We start from the raw sequence: 12,408 nt of genomic DNA, 5'->3' as shown, positions 1-12,408 counted from the left end.
TGCGGGAGGCAGCTTCATGCGGTCCGGCATTGCCGGAGGCGTTTCGGGGGACTGGTCTCCCCGCTGCGCCGGAGGAACGACGACCAGGGAGGAGAAGTCATGCTGAAGAAGATCATGCTCGCCGGAAGCATTCTGGCGCTCTCTGCCATGCCCGTTCTGGCCGACGAGATCATCGGCCTCATCACCAAGACCGAGACGAATCCGTTCTTCGTGAAGATGCGCGAGGGCGCCCAGGCCAAGGCCGCCGAACTCGGCATCACGCTGCAGACCGCCGCCGGCAAGTATGACGGCGACAATGACGGCCAGGTGGCGGCGATCGAGAACCTGATCGCTGCCGGGGCCAAGGGATTCGCCATCGTTCCCTCGGACTCGAAGGCCATCGTGCCGACCATCCAGAAGGCGCGCGACGCGGGCCTCAAGGTGATCGTGCTCGACACGCCGCTCGACCCGATGAATGCGGCCGACGCCACCTTCGCCACCGACAACCGCAAGGCGGGCCAGCTGATCGGCGCCTGGGCCAACAAGACGCTGGGCGACAAGGCCAAGGACGCGAAGATCGTGTTCCTCGACCTCGCCACCAACCAGCCGACGGTCGACTATCTGCGCGACCAGGGCTTCATGCAGGGCTTCGGCATCGACGTGAAGGACCCGAACAAGTATGGCGACGAGGACGATCCGCGCATCTGCACGCATGAGATCAGCCAGGGCGACCAGGAAAAGGGCCGCACGGCGATGGAGAACGCGCTGCAGAAGTGCCCGGACGTCAATGTCGTCTACACGATCAACGAGCCGGCCGCGGCCGGCGCGTGGGAGGCGCTGAAGGCGGTCGGCAAGGACGACGGCAGCGTCATGATCGTCTCGGTCGACGGCGGCTGCCCGGGCGTCAAGAACGTGGAGGCCGGCGTGATCGGCGCCACCAGCCAGCAGTATCCGCTGAAGATGGCCGCCATGGCCCTTGAGGCGATCCACTCCGGCACGCTGCCCGAGATCGACCCGGCCGTCGGCTTCTTCGACACCGGTGCGCAGCTCGTGACGGCAAAGCCCGCGGACGGCGTCCCCTCGATCACCGTCGAAGAGGGTCTGAAGCTCTGCTGGGGCTGAGCGGACGCGTCGCCTGAAGGCGCTTCATGGTCATGCGGGAGCCGCTCCGGCGGCTCCCGTCATCGGGCGAGAGGGGAGGAGTTCGCCGCATGAGTGATAATTCTGCCGGATCGACGGCCGCCGAGCGCGGTCTCAAGGGTGCCGACGAGACATTCGCCAGCTTCGAGGAGCGGGATGTCGGCTTCGTGCGCCGCGCCCAGGCCTTCCTGCATCGATTCCCGACCAGCATTCCCTTCATCGTGCTGCTGATCGGCATCGTGATCTTCTCGATCGCCGCGCCCGGCAAGTTCCTGGCGCCGTTCAACTTCTCGCTGATCCTGCAGCAGGTGACCATCATCGCGATCCTGGGCGTCGCCCAGACGCTGATCATTCTCACCGCCGGCATCGATCTCTCCGTCGGCGCGATCATGATCCTCGCCTCCGTGGTGATGGGCAGGACCGCGGTGGTCTATGGCGTGCCGGTCGAGATCGCCTTTCCGCTCGGCCTCATCTGCGGGCTCGCCTGCGGCCTCGTGAACGGCATCATCGTAACGATGCTGCGCCTGCCGCCCTTCATCGTGACGCTCGGCACCTGGAGCATCTTCGGCGCGCTCAATGTCTGGTATTCGCGCAGCGAGACCATCCGCTCGCAGGACATGCAGGAGGCGGCGCCGTTCCTGCAATGGACCGGGACGATCATCAAGCCCTACGACTTCTTCTCCAAGACGCTGGGCCTCGACTGGGTCTTCCTCAAGGGCTGGGTGCTGACCTACGGCTCGATCGTGATGCTGCTGGTCGCGCTCGCCGTGTGGTACATCCTGAACAAGACCGCCTTCGGCCGCCATGTCTATGCGACGGGCGACGATCCGGACGCGGCCCGTCTCGCCGGCATCAACACCAACCGCACGCTGATCGGCGTCTACGCGCTTGCCGGCTTCATCTGCGCCATTGCCGCCTGGGTCTTGATCGGCCGCATCGGCGGCGTCAGCCCGCAGGCCGGCCAGACCGCCAATCTCGATTCGATCACCGCCGTGGTGATCGGCGGCACCAGCCTCTTCGGCGGGCGCGGCTCGATCATCGGCACCCTGGTGGGGGCGCTCATCGTCGGCGTCTTCCGCAACGGCCTCGCCCTCTCGGGCCTCGAACTGCTCTGGCAGGATTTCGCCGTCGGCGTGCTGATCATCGTCGCCGTCACCATCGACCAGTGGATCAGGAAGCTCTCGGCATGAGCACGACCATGAATCCAGTCACGAATCCGGTCACGAACCCAAACCCCAACGCGGTCGCCGGCACCGCGCCCGTCCTGCAGGCGCGGGGCCTGATGAAGCGCTACGGCCGTGTCGTCGCGCTCGACAATGCCGATTTCGACCTGATGCCCGGCGAGATCCTCGCCGTCATCGGCGACAATGGCGCCGGCAAGTCGACCCTGATCAAGGCGCTGACCGGCGCGGTGATCCCGGACCATGGCGAGATCCGGCTCGACGGCAGGCCGGTCGCCTTCCGCAGCCCGATCGAGGCCCGCAATCTCGGCATCGAGACCGTCTACCAGAACCTCGCCGTCTCGCCGGCGCTGTCGATCGCCGACAACCTGTTCCTCGGCCGCGAGAAGCGGCGCGACGACTGGATCGGCCGCATCTTCCGCACGCTCGACCGCGGCTACATGCAGCGCGAGGCGCGGCAGAAGCTCTCCGAACTCGGCCTCCTCACGATCCAGAACATCAACCAGCCCGTCGAGACGCTCTCCGGCGGCCAGCGGCAGGGCGTGGCGGTCGCCCGCGCGGCAGCCTTCGGCAGCCGCGTCGTCATCCTCGACGAGCCCACCGCCGCGCTCGGCGTCAAGGAATCCCGCCGCGTCCTCGAACTGATGCTCCGGCTCAAGGCGCGCGGATTGCCGATCGTCCTCATCAGCCACAACATGCCGCATGTCTTCGAGGTCTCGGACCGCATCCATATCCACCGGCTCGGCCGGCGGATCGCCGTCATCGATCCGAAGGCGCATTCCATGTCCGACGCGGTCGCCATCATGACCGGCGCCATGGCGCCGCCGGCGCAGGAGGCCGCCTGAGGCGCGGCTCATCGGCCGGGCGGGTGTGACCACGATCACAGGAGCGGCGTCGATTGCGCCTAAGATGCCCATGGGCAGGACGTGTGGGGCGTCGAACCCGCCGGGGACATCGATGACCGAAGGCGCCGTCGCCGCTCTTGCCGTCCTGGTCTGGCTTCAGATCAAGCACCTATTCTGCGATTTCTTCTTCCAGACCCCGCGTCAGATCGAGATGAAAGGGGTCTATGGCCATCCGGCCGGCCTCTCGCACGCGGCGCAGCACGCGGTGGCCAGCATCCCGGTGTTCCTGCTGATGCCGGTCAGCGCGGTCGTGGCGGCGGCCATCGTCGTCGCCGAATTCGTCACGCACTACCATGTCGACTGGATCAAGGCCGTGATCGGCGACCGCAAGGGCTGGACCGTGCGCGACAAGGAATACTGGCGCGGCCTCGGCAGCGACCAATTCCTGCACCAGATGACCTATCTCGCCATCTGCGCGCTGCTGATCTGGCTCAGGAGCTGAGCGAGGGGCGTCCGAACAGCCGCTTCATCGCGTCGATGATCTCGCCGGCGCGGCCATGCGCGGCCTGCGGCTCGCCCAGCCGGCGCTGGCGGTCGGCGAGCAGCGCGCCGAGCCGGTCGAAGAGGTCCGGCGCCTGCAGGAACATCGCCTCCAGCGCGACCTTGGAAATCTCGACGGCGATCGTCGATTCGAGCGCCGTCACCGTCGCGGCTCGCCGTGCGCCGGTCAGCAGCGCCATTTCGCCGACGATCTCGCCCGGGCCGATCGTCGCCACCGGATGACGTTCGCGGCGGCCGCCGGTCGTCACGCCGAGCCGTCCGCTGATGATCGCCAGCATGAACCCGCCGAAATCGCCCTCGCTCATGACCACCGCGTCGCGCGGATAGGTGACCAGGCGGCAGCGCGCCGCGAGCTGGTCCCGCTGCGACGGTGTCAGGGCATCGGCGAAAAGGCTGATCCGGCCGAGGACGTCCCGGATGTCCATGCTGGGCTCTCCTCCCTGGAGAGACCAAGGATTGTGGAAGCCGGGCCGAAGCCCGTCAAGCCGTCAGGCGACTTCCGCCGGCAGAGCCTCGGCAGCGATCGGCGGCGGCATGTCGGCGCCGAGATCGAGCAGGTTGCGCAGCTGCCCGCGATCGCGCGCGACATCGGCCACGGTATAGCGGTCGAGCACGGCGAAGAAGGCCGCCAGCGCCTCGGACAGGATGCGGTTGACGCCGCAGGCATCGACCAGCGGGCAGTCCCGATGCGTGGTGTCGAAGCAGTCGGTGAGGAAGAAGTTGCTCTCCGTCGCCCGGACGACGGCGCCGATCGATATCTCGTTAGCCGGCCGCGCCAGGCGGATGCCGCCATTGCGGCCACGGATCGTCTCGACGAAGCCGGCCTCGACGAGCACATGCATGATCTTGAAGAGATGCAGCTCGGAGATGTTGTAGGTCGCGGCAATGTCGCGAATCCGGCTGTTGTCGGTCGTGTTCGCCGCGCAATAGAGCAGAACGCGGATCGAGTAGCTGGTCTGCTGGGTAAGGCGCATGCGTCGTCCCTTGCTGACACGGAACCTCGCCGGCGAGCCGTCTGCCCGGCCGGGATCATGTCGTCAGTCTTAAGGATTCCGGCGCGCGGATTCAACCTTTCCCGGCCAGTCAACAAATGCCGAGGCCCGGAAGCGGTGCTTCCGGGCCTCGTCAGATCAATCCGGGAATGCTGGAAGACTCAGATGAGCGAGCCGTTCACCAGCGCCTGGCCGTCCTTGTCGAATAGGTGGACCGTCTTCGGATCGACGATGATCCGGACCGTGTCGCCCGACCGCTGGCCGGCGAGGCCGTCCGCCTTCACGACGGTCGATTCGGTGCCCTCGACATCGACATAGATCATGGTCTCGCCGCCGAGATGCTCGGAGAGAACAACCTTGCCGGGGATGCCGCTCTCGGTCGGGGCGATCGTCAGATGCTCCGGACGAACGCCCATGGTGATCGGGCCGGGCTTGATCGAGGCGCCGCGGGTCGGAACCGCGAGCGTGGAGCCGCCGGGCAGCGCGATGATCGCGTCGTTGCCGGCCACTTCCTTCACGGTCACGTTGAACAGGTTCATCTTCGGGCTGCCGATGAAGGTCGCGACGAAGAGATTGTTCGGCTTGTGGTAGAGCTCGAGCGGCGAGCCGACCTGCTCGATGCGGCCGGCCGAGAGCACGACGATCTTGTCGGCCATGGTCATGGCCTCGACCTGATCGTGGGTCACGTAGATCATCGTCGCCTTGAGGTCGTTGTGCAGGCGCGAGATCTCGATGCGCATCTGGACGCGGAGCGCGGCGTCGAGGTTCGACAGCGGCTCGTCGAACAGGAACACGTCCGGCTCGCGCACGATGGCACGGCCGATGGCGACGCGCTGGCGCTGACCGCCCGAGAGCTGTGCCGGACGGCGGTTCAGCAGTTCGGTCAGATGCAGCATCTTCGCCGCCTTGGCGGTCCGGGCCTGGATCTCAGGCTTCGGCATCTTCGCCATCTTCATGCCGAAGCCGATATTCTCGGCGACGGTCATGTGCGGGTAGAGGGCGTAGGACTGGAACACCATCGACACGCCGCGCTCGGCCGGCGCAAGGCGGGTCACGTCGCGGTCGCCGATCTTGACGGTGCCGTCGGTCGTTCCTTCGAGACCGGCGATGAGGCGCAGCAGCGTGGACTTGCCGCAGCCCGACGGGCCGACGAACACGCAGAATTCGCCATCCTTGACGTCGAGGTCGACGCCCCGGATCACCGGTACCTCCCCGAACGACTTCTGCACCTGACGAAGCGTCAGACTTGCCATTGAATTCATCTCCCAAATGTGACGGCCCGAGCGCTGGGGGCATCGGACCGAGAACGGCGACATTCCTCCGGCGCGTAAAGTCCACGATCCTAAGGCGGGAGTAAAGTACGATTTCGCCCGCGACCGATACGATCCCGTGCCCGGGCGGCGTGCCCCACTGGTCAGCCGGCTTCTCTCGGCTATGATCCGGCCAGCGGTGGGCGCAGGCATGCAGCAGGAATTTCTCGTCGATCCCGACCACATGACGCCGGAACGGGGCTCCTTCAACGTGGGCGCCGTGACGGGCGTGCGTCTCATGCGCTCTGCCCACGTCCATAGTCATGTCGAGATCAATCTCATCGTCGCCGGGCAGATGACCTATCTGTTCAACGGCCGCACCGTAACGCTGAAGCGCGGCGACCTCGCGATGTTCTGGGCGGCGATTCCGCACCGGGTGATCGCCATCGACGAGGGGACGAGCTTCATCTGCAGCGACGTGCCGATCGACATGGTCCTGGCGATGCCCGGCTGCGAGGCGCTGAAGACGGCCCTCCTGCAGGGCGGCCTCCTGGTGGCGAACCGCGTCCGCGCTTTCGAGCAGGACCAGTTCGCCGACTGGCACGAACTGCTCCTCCATCGACGCGCGACCATGCTGCCGGTGGTGCGCGACGAGCTCGCCGCGCGGCTGCGCCGCATCGAGATCGACGGCTGGCGCAATCTCGCCTCCGACGAGGAGGAGCGCCGCGCCCGCGAGGCCGATCCCGACGGTGGCGAGGCGCATCGCGACAAGGTGCACCGCATGGCGCGCTACATCGCCGAGCACGCGACCGAGGCGATCGCGGTCGCGGACATCGCGGCCTCGGTCGGGCTGCATCCCAATTATGCGATGACGCTGTTTCGCCGGACGCTCGGCATGACGATCAACGAATATGTGACGCGCCAGCGGCTCATGCTCGCCCATGGCCGTCTGCTGGCGAGCGAGGACGAGATCGCCGAGATCGCCTTCGAGGCCGGCTTCGGCTCGCTGAGCCGCTTCTACGAAGCGTTCCGCGAGCGCTATGGCTGCACGCCGCGCGACATGCGCCGCAGTTTCCGCGAGACGCGCGCCGCCAGCATCGCCGGCTGACCCCGCATTACCGATATTTAATGCGCTGCAGCGACGGAGCGCGCCTGCCGTGGGCGTTAGAGGCCGAACGCATCTCTACGGGACGGGCCATGGCCTTCTGGAAGCAGCTCCTACTTTCTCTGCTCGTGCTCGCCCTCGCAGGAGGCGGCTGGTACTTCTATGAGCATCGCCAGCAGGCCGCTGGCGGCGATGCCTCGGGAGGACCTGTCGCCGCCGCGCCCGGGGGAGCCGGTGGACAGGGCGGCGCTGCCGGGGGCAATCGCCGCGGCGGCCTCGGCGGGCCGACGCTGGTCGTGACCGAGCCCGTCGGCAGCGACATCGTGACGGACGATGTGCGCGCCGTCGGCACCGTGCTCGTGCCGCAGTCGATCAATGTCTATCCGCAGGTGACCGCCGAGGTCATGGAGGTGCTCTTCAAGGCCGGCGACGCCGTGAAGAAGGGCCAGCCGCTGGTCCGTCTCGACGATTCCGACCAGAAGGCAGCGCTCGATCTCGCCGCGGTCGCGCTCAGTGACGCCAAGAAGACGCTCGAGCGCTCGCAGAAGCTCGCCAGCACAAACAATCTCACGCTGTCGGCGCTCCAGGACGCGCAGTCCGCGGAGCGTCGCGCCGAGATCGGCCTGCTCGGCGCCCAGATCGCGCTCGACCGGCGCACCGTCTCCGCGCCGTTCGACGGCGTCGTCGGCATCAGCACGCTTTCGGTCGGCGACCTCGTGACGCCCACGACCGTGATAACGACGCTGGACGATCCCTCGGTCATGAAGGTCTCGTTCCTCATCCCCGAGCGCTATGCCGGCCGCGTCGAGATCGGGCAGGCCGTCACCGCGTCGGCGGAATCGAAGCCCGACGCCGTCATCAAGGGCTCCGTCTCGGCCATCGACACCCGCGTCGACGCCACCGCGCGGACGCTGAAGGTCGAGGCGACGCTGGATGCCGCGGCGGCGCAGGCAATCGGGGTGCGCCCCGGCATGGCGGTGAAGGTGGACCTGCCCTTCCCGGGCGAGAAGCAGCTCGCCGTCTCGGCGCTCGCCATCCAGTGGGACCGCACCGGCTCCTATGTCTGGAAGCTCGCCGGCAGCGACGGTGTCGCCCGCGCGCCGATCTCCATCCTTCAGCGCCAGAGCGGCCGCGTGCTCGTCTCGAGCAGCGATCTCGCCGAGGGCGACAAGGTCGTGGTCGAGGGGCTCCAGCGCCTGCGGCCGGGCGCCAAGATCGCGGAAGCGGGGCAGGGCGGCGATCAGCCCCAGCCCGCCGGCCAGCCGGCCGCCAAGGGGAGCTGAGGCATGACCGACAAGAGTGCCGGCACCCCGCCGAAGGACGCCTCCCGCGACGGCACCGGCGAGGGCCTCGCCAGGGAGCATGTCCGCGATGCCCATGGCCACGACATGGAGCACGACCCGATCCCGGAATCCGGGACGACGCCCTCCGGCATCTCGGCGCTTTCGGTCCGCCGGCCCGTGCTCGCCATCGTCGCCAATCTCCTGATCGTCGTCGCCGGCCTCGCGGCGATCGGCGGCGTCGAGATCCGCGAGCTGCCGAACATCGACCAGCCGGTCGTGACCATCACCACGACCTATACCGGCGCGACGCCGGACACGATGGACAAGGAGGTCACGAGCGTCATCGAGAACGCCGCCGCCGGCGTCTCGGGCTGGACGGACATCCAGTCGACCTCGACGAGCGGCCGCAGCCGCGTGACGGTGCAGTTCTCGGATTCGACCGACATCAATGTCGCGGCGAGCGACCTGCGCGACGCCGTCGGCAATGCGCAGCGCAATCTCCCCGAAGATGCCGACCCGCCGACCATCGCCAAGGCCGATACCAATGGCGACGCGATCATGCGTCTCGCCGTCACCTCGACCAAGCAGAACATCGAGACGCTGACGCAGCTCGTCGATGACGTCGTCGTCGACCGCCTGAAATCCGTCGAGGGCGTCGCCGATGTGCAGGTCAATGGCGACCGTTCGCCGATGATCAGCATCTATATCGACCCGATGCGGCTCGCCGCCTATGGCCTCACCGTCGCGGACCTCAAGAACGCGCTGGCGACGGTGGCGCTCGACGTGCCGGCCGGCAATCTCACCGACACCAACCGCGCGATGTTCGTGCGCGCCGATGCCAGCGTGAAGGGCGCTGACGACGTCAAGGCGATCCGCATCAAGGGCGACACGCGGGTCGGCGACGTCGCCGACGTGGTGTTCGGCCCGGCCGCCAAGTCCTCGATGCTGCAGGTCAACGGCCGCACCGGCATCGGCCTCGGCATCGTACGTCAGGCGAGCTCGAACACGCTGACCATCTCGGAGGGTGTCCGCAAGGCGGTCGAGGAACTGAAGACCAGCCTTCCCGCCGATGTCAGCATCCGCGTGACCTCCGACGACGCCAACTTCATCGCCGGCTCCTTCGAGGAGGTCGAGCGCAGCCTCGTCCTCGCGATCGTGATCGTCATCGCGATCATCTACCTGTTCCTCGGGTCGCTCCGGACGACGCTCATCCCCGCGATCACGGTGCCCGTGTCGCTGCTCGGCACCATCGCGGCGATGTACATGATGGGCTTCTCGCTCAACATCCTGACGCTGCTGGCGCTGGTGCTGGCGACCGGCCTCGTCGTCGACGACGCCATCGTGGTGCTCGAAAACATCGCCCGGCGACGGCACGAGGGCATGGGCCCGCGCGCTGCGGCCGTGCTTGGCGCCAAGCAGGTGTTCTTCGCGGTGATCTCGACGACGGCGACGCTCGCCGCCGTGTTCATCCCGATCTCCTTCTTCAAGGGCACGGCCGGCCGCCTCTTCTCCGAATTCGGCTTCGTGCTCGCCTTCTCGGTCGCGCTCTCGGCCTTCGTCGCGCTGACGCTGGTGCCGATGATGGCCTCGCGCTTCCTGGGGGAGGGCGGGCATGGCGGCGAGGGCCGCGGCAACCTGTTCAACCGCGCGCTGAACGCCATCGGCCGGCGCGGCCACAAGCTCTACGAAAAGCTGCTCGACGCTTCGCTCGCCGCGCCCATGGTGGTGATCCTGCTCAGCGTGCTGTTCGCCGGCGGCGCCTTCCTCGCCTTCGAGAACCTGCCGCAGCAGCTGACGCCGCAGGAGGACCGCGGCGCCGTCATCATCTCGATGAACACCCCGCAGGGATCGACGGTCGACTACACGCAGGGCCAGATGCAGATCGTGCAGCGCGCCATCCAGCCGCTGCTCGATTCCGGCGAGGCGACCAACGCCTTCTCCGTCGCCGGCAATTTCAACAGCCCCAACAGCGGCTTCATGTTCGTGACGCTGGCGCCCTGGAGCGAGCGCACGCGCAGCCAGCAGGACATCGCCGCCGAGATCCAGGCCAAGGTGCGCAACATCCCCGGCGCTGTCGTCAACCTGCGCCAGGCCAACAGCCTCGGCATTCGCGGCGGCGGCCAGGGCCTGACCTTCGCCGTCACCGGCATCGATTATGACAGCATCTCCAAGGGCGCGACCGACCTGATCGGCACGCTGTCGCAGAACCCGGCCTTCGCCAATGTCCAGCTCAACTACGATCTCAACCAGCCGCAGCTGAAGGTGAATATCGACCGCGATCGCGCCGCCGATCTCGGCGTCTCGGTGGCCGATATCGGCACCATCGTCTCCACGCTGCTCGCCGGCGCCGACATGGGCAATTTCTACATCGGCGACGACAAGATCGACATCCGCGCCATGGCGCCCGACGGCATGATCGTCACGCCGAGCGACCTCGAGAACGTGCAGGTGCGGACCGCCAGCGGCGTGATGATCCCGCTCTCGTCCGTCGTCACGGTTTCGGAGGAATCGACCTCGCCGACGCTCGCGCGCCAGTCGCAGCGCCGCGCCGTGCCGATCACCGCGACGCTGGCACCCGGCGAGGATCTCGGCTCGGCGATGCAGATCCTCGACGAGGTCGCGGCCACCAGCCTGCCGGCCGGCCTCGGCATCGTCTATACCGGCGAGGCGGCCACGCTGAACGAGACCTCGAGCGGCGTCGCCACCACCTTCGGCTTTGCGGTCATCATCATCCTGCTCGTGCTGGCCGCCCAGTTCGAGAGCTTCGTCTCGGCGGCGATCCTGTTCGCAACCGTGCCGTTCGGCGTGGCATCGGGCATCTACGCCATCCTGCTGTCGGGCGGTTCGCTCAACATCTACACGCAGATCGGCCTCGTGATGCTGGTCGGCCTCATGGCGAAGAACGGCATCCTGATCGTGGAATTCGCCAACCAGCTGCGCGACGAGGGCCTCTCGGTGCGCGACGCCATCCGCGACGCCTGCCTCATCCGCCTGCGGCCGGTGCTGATGACCATGATCGCGACCGTGCTCGGCGGCCTGCCGCTGATCCTCACCGGTGGTGCCGGCTCGGAGGCGCGCGCCGCGCTCGGCTGGATCATGGTCGGCGGCCTCGGCTTCTCGGCGCTGGCGACGCTGTTCCTGACGCCGGTCGCCTTCCTGCTGCTCGCCCGGTTCGGCAAGCCGCGCATCGCCGAGGAACAGCGGCTGACGCGCGAACTCGCCGAAGCCGCGGCCGATGATCGCCGGCGGCGCGCCGAAGCCCCGGCGGCGACCCCGCTCGCCAGGTCCGAGCCCGAGACCGGGCCGGACCGGCCGCTCCAGATCGCGGCTGAGTAAGCAGCCATGGCGCCCGTCACCGCATCGGGAGCGAAAAGCGAGGCTGGCCGAAGCCCGCCGATGCGCTATCGTCTGATCGACGGCGGGAGGGTGGATCCGGCCGACCGAGAGGCCGGTACGAAAGGTGACAATTCACCCGTGGGGGATCGAAGCGACAGCGCAGCGGATGCCGCGATCCGCGCCGACGACAGGCTGATGCGGGCGGTCGCGGCCGGCGACGACGAGGCGTTCGGCCGCGTCATCACCGCCGAATCGCCGCGCCTGACGCGTTTCGTCGCCGCGGTCCTGTGCGATCTCGGCGAGGCCGAGGAGGTCGTGCAGGAGGCGCTCGTCCGCCTGTGGCGCAATGCCGACGCCTGGGAGCCGCGCGCCCGCATCGGCACCTGGCTGCACCAGGTCGCCTATAGGCTGTCGATCGATCGCCTGCGCCGCCGCCGCCCGCATGTGGACATCGACGATCTCGACGACGTGCTAGAGGACGACGCGCCGTCGCCAGAGCGCCAGCTCTCGCGGATCGAGGATGTCCGCCTCGTCCACGAGGCGCTCGACCGCATGCCCGACCGGCAGCGGGCGGTGATCGTCCTCGCGCATTTCCAGGAACTCGGCCAGGCGGAAGCCTCGGCCGTCATGGGCATGAGCGAACATGCCTACGAATCCCTGCTCGCAAGAGCCCGGCGGCGCCTGCGTGGCCTGCTCGCGGGACAAAGGGACGAGGACGGGGAGGATTGGACCTGAT

11 protein-coding genes are annotated in these 12,408 nt (G+C 67.8%); 8 read left to right on the top strand and 3 right to left on the bottom strand.

Going from position 1 to position 12,408, the window contains the following annotated elements; translation table 11 throughout:
* Positions 1–99: 99 nt before the first annotated feature.
* The 4 genes from QO015_RS06375 to QO015_RS06360 all read left to right on the top strand — a co-directional run bounded on the left by QO015_RS06375 (position 100) and on the right by QO015_RS06360 (position 3,647).
* Positions 100–1,101 carry a sugar ABC transporter substrate-binding protein gene (locus QO015_RS06375; protein WP_370877401.1) on the top strand — a complete coding sequence of 334 codons (1,002 nt, stop codon included), beginning with the start codon at positions 100–102 and terminating at the stop codon, positions 1,099–1,101.
* A gap of 89 nt (positions 1,102–1,190) precedes the next feature.
* Complete coding sequence (locus tag QO015_RS06370) at positions 1,191–2,309, top strand: ABC transporter permease (RefSeq protein ID WP_266280735.1); 1,119 nt, start codon at positions 1,191–1,193, stop codon at positions 2,307–2,309.
* An 8-nt stretch (positions 2,310–2,317) separates the two neighbouring features.
* Entirely contained in the window at positions 2,318–3,145 is an 828-nt protein-coding gene (locus QO015_RS06365; protein WP_266282429.1) for an ATP-binding cassette domain-containing protein, read from the top strand.
* A 112-nt stretch (positions 3,146–3,257) separates the two neighbouring features.
* Complete coding sequence (locus QO015_RS06360; RefSeq protein ID WP_266280736.1) at positions 3,258–3,647, top strand: DUF3307 domain-containing protein; 390 nt, start codon at positions 3,258–3,260, stop codon at positions 3,645–3,647.
* Here the strand turns inward: QO015_RS06360 and QO015_RS06355 are convergent.
* The 3 genes from QO015_RS06355 to QO015_RS06345 form a co-directional block, all read right to left on the bottom strand.
* Positions 3,637–4,131, bottom strand: coding sequence for a Crp/Fnr family transcriptional regulator (locus tag QO015_RS06355; protein WP_266280737.1), 495 nt, complete (start codon positions 4,129–4,131; stop codon positions 3,637–3,639). The genes QO015_RS06360 and QO015_RS06355 overlap by 11 nt on opposite strands.
* A 63-nt stretch (positions 4,132–4,194) precedes the next feature.
* Positions 4,195–4,680, bottom strand: coding sequence for an iron-responsive transcriptional regulator RirA (gene rirA / locus QO015_RS06350; protein WP_266280739.1), 486 nt, complete (start codon positions 4,678–4,680; stop codon positions 4,195–4,197).
* Between the two features lie 179 nt (positions 4,681–4,859).
* Positions 4,860–5,951 carry an ABC transporter ATP-binding protein gene (locus QO015_RS06345; RefSeq protein ID WP_266280740.1) on the bottom strand — a complete coding sequence of 364 codons (1,092 nt, stop codon included), beginning with the start codon at positions 5,949–5,951 and terminating at the stop codon, positions 4,860–4,862.
* 208 nt (positions 5,952–6,159) lie between these two features.
* On the opposite strand from QO015_RS06345, the gene QO015_RS06340 reads away from it, so the two are divergent.
* The 4 genes from QO015_RS06340 (at position 6,160) to QO015_RS06325 (ending at position 12,407) form a co-directional block, all read left to right on the top strand.
* Positions 6,160–7,056: a helix-turn-helix domain-containing protein gene (locus tag QO015_RS06340; protein ID WP_266280742.1), complete on the top strand. Its 897-nt coding sequence runs from the start codon at positions 6,160–6,162 to the stop codon at positions 7,054–7,056.
* An 89-nt stretch (positions 7,057–7,145) separates the two neighbouring features.
* The gene (locus QO015_RS06335) at positions 7,146–8,336 is read left to right on the top strand and encodes an efflux RND transporter periplasmic adaptor subunit (RefSeq protein WP_266280743.1); all 1,191 of its coding nucleotides are present in this window, start codon (positions 7,146–7,148) and stop codon (positions 8,334–8,336) included.
* Positions 8,337–8,441: 105 nt separating this feature from the next.
* Entirely contained in the window at positions 8,442–11,672 is a 3,231-nt protein-coding gene (locus tag QO015_RS06330) for an efflux RND transporter permease subunit (RefSeq protein ID WP_266282431.1), read from the top strand.
* Positions 11,673–11,810: 138 nt separating this feature from the next.
* The gene (locus QO015_RS06325; RefSeq protein WP_266280745.1) at positions 11,811–12,407 is read left to right on the top strand and encodes an RNA polymerase sigma factor; all 597 of its coding nucleotides are present in this window, start codon (positions 11,811–11,813) and stop codon (positions 12,405–12,407) included.
* Position 12,408: the final 1 nt, after the last annotated feature.

Origin of the sequence: Kaistia geumhonensis (genome assembly GCF_030815145.1) — a bacterium.
In the GTDB taxonomy this organism is placed as follows: domain Bacteria; phylum Pseudomonadota; class Alphaproteobacteria; order Rhizobiales; family Kaistiaceae; genus Kaistia; species Kaistia geumhonensis.
This window is presented reverse-complemented; position numbering and strand designations above follow the sequence as displayed.

What these genes read in the sequence shown, in the direction of transcription:
- QO015_RS06335 (WP_266280743.1), top strand. Translation starts at nt 7,146, where the DNA reads ATGGCCTTCTGGAAGCAGCTCCTACTTTCTCTGCTCGTGCTCGCCCTC.
- QO015_RS06375 (WP_370877401.1), top strand. Translation starts at nt 100, where the DNA reads ATGCTGAAGAAGATCATGCTCGCCGGAAGCATTCTGGCGCTCTCTGCC.
- QO015_RS06355 (WP_266280737.1), bottom strand. Translation starts at nt 4,131, where the DNA reads ATGGACATCCGGGACGTCCTCGGCCGGATCAGCCTTTTCGCCGATGCC.
- rirA (WP_266280739.1), bottom strand. Translation starts at nt 4,680, where the DNA reads ATGCGCCTTACCCAGCAGACCAGCTACTCGATCCGCGTTCTGCTCTAT.
- QO015_RS06360 (WP_266280736.1), top strand. Translation starts at nt 3,258, where the DNA reads ATGACCGAAGGCGCCGTCGCCGCTCTTGCCGTCCTGGTCTGGCTTCAG.
- QO015_RS06370 (WP_266280735.1), top strand. Translation starts at nt 1,191, where the DNA reads ATGAGTGATAATTCTGCCGGATCGACGGCCGCCGAGCGCGGTCTCAAG.
- QO015_RS06330 (WP_266282431.1), top strand. Translation starts at nt 8,442, where the DNA reads ATGGAGCACGACCCGATCCCGGAATCCGGGACGACGCCCTCCGGCATC.
- QO015_RS06340 (WP_266280742.1), top strand. Translation starts at nt 6,160, where the DNA reads ATGCAGCAGGAATTTCTCGTCGATCCCGACCACATGACGCCGGAACGG.
- QO015_RS06345 (WP_266280740.1), bottom strand. Translation starts at nt 5,951, where the DNA reads ATGGCAAGTCTGACGCTTCGTCAGGTGCAGAAGTCGTTCGGGGAGGTA.
- QO015_RS06365 (WP_266282429.1), top strand. Translation starts at nt 2,318, where the DNA reads ATGAATCCAGTCACGAATCCGGTCACGAACCCAAACCCCAACGCGGTC.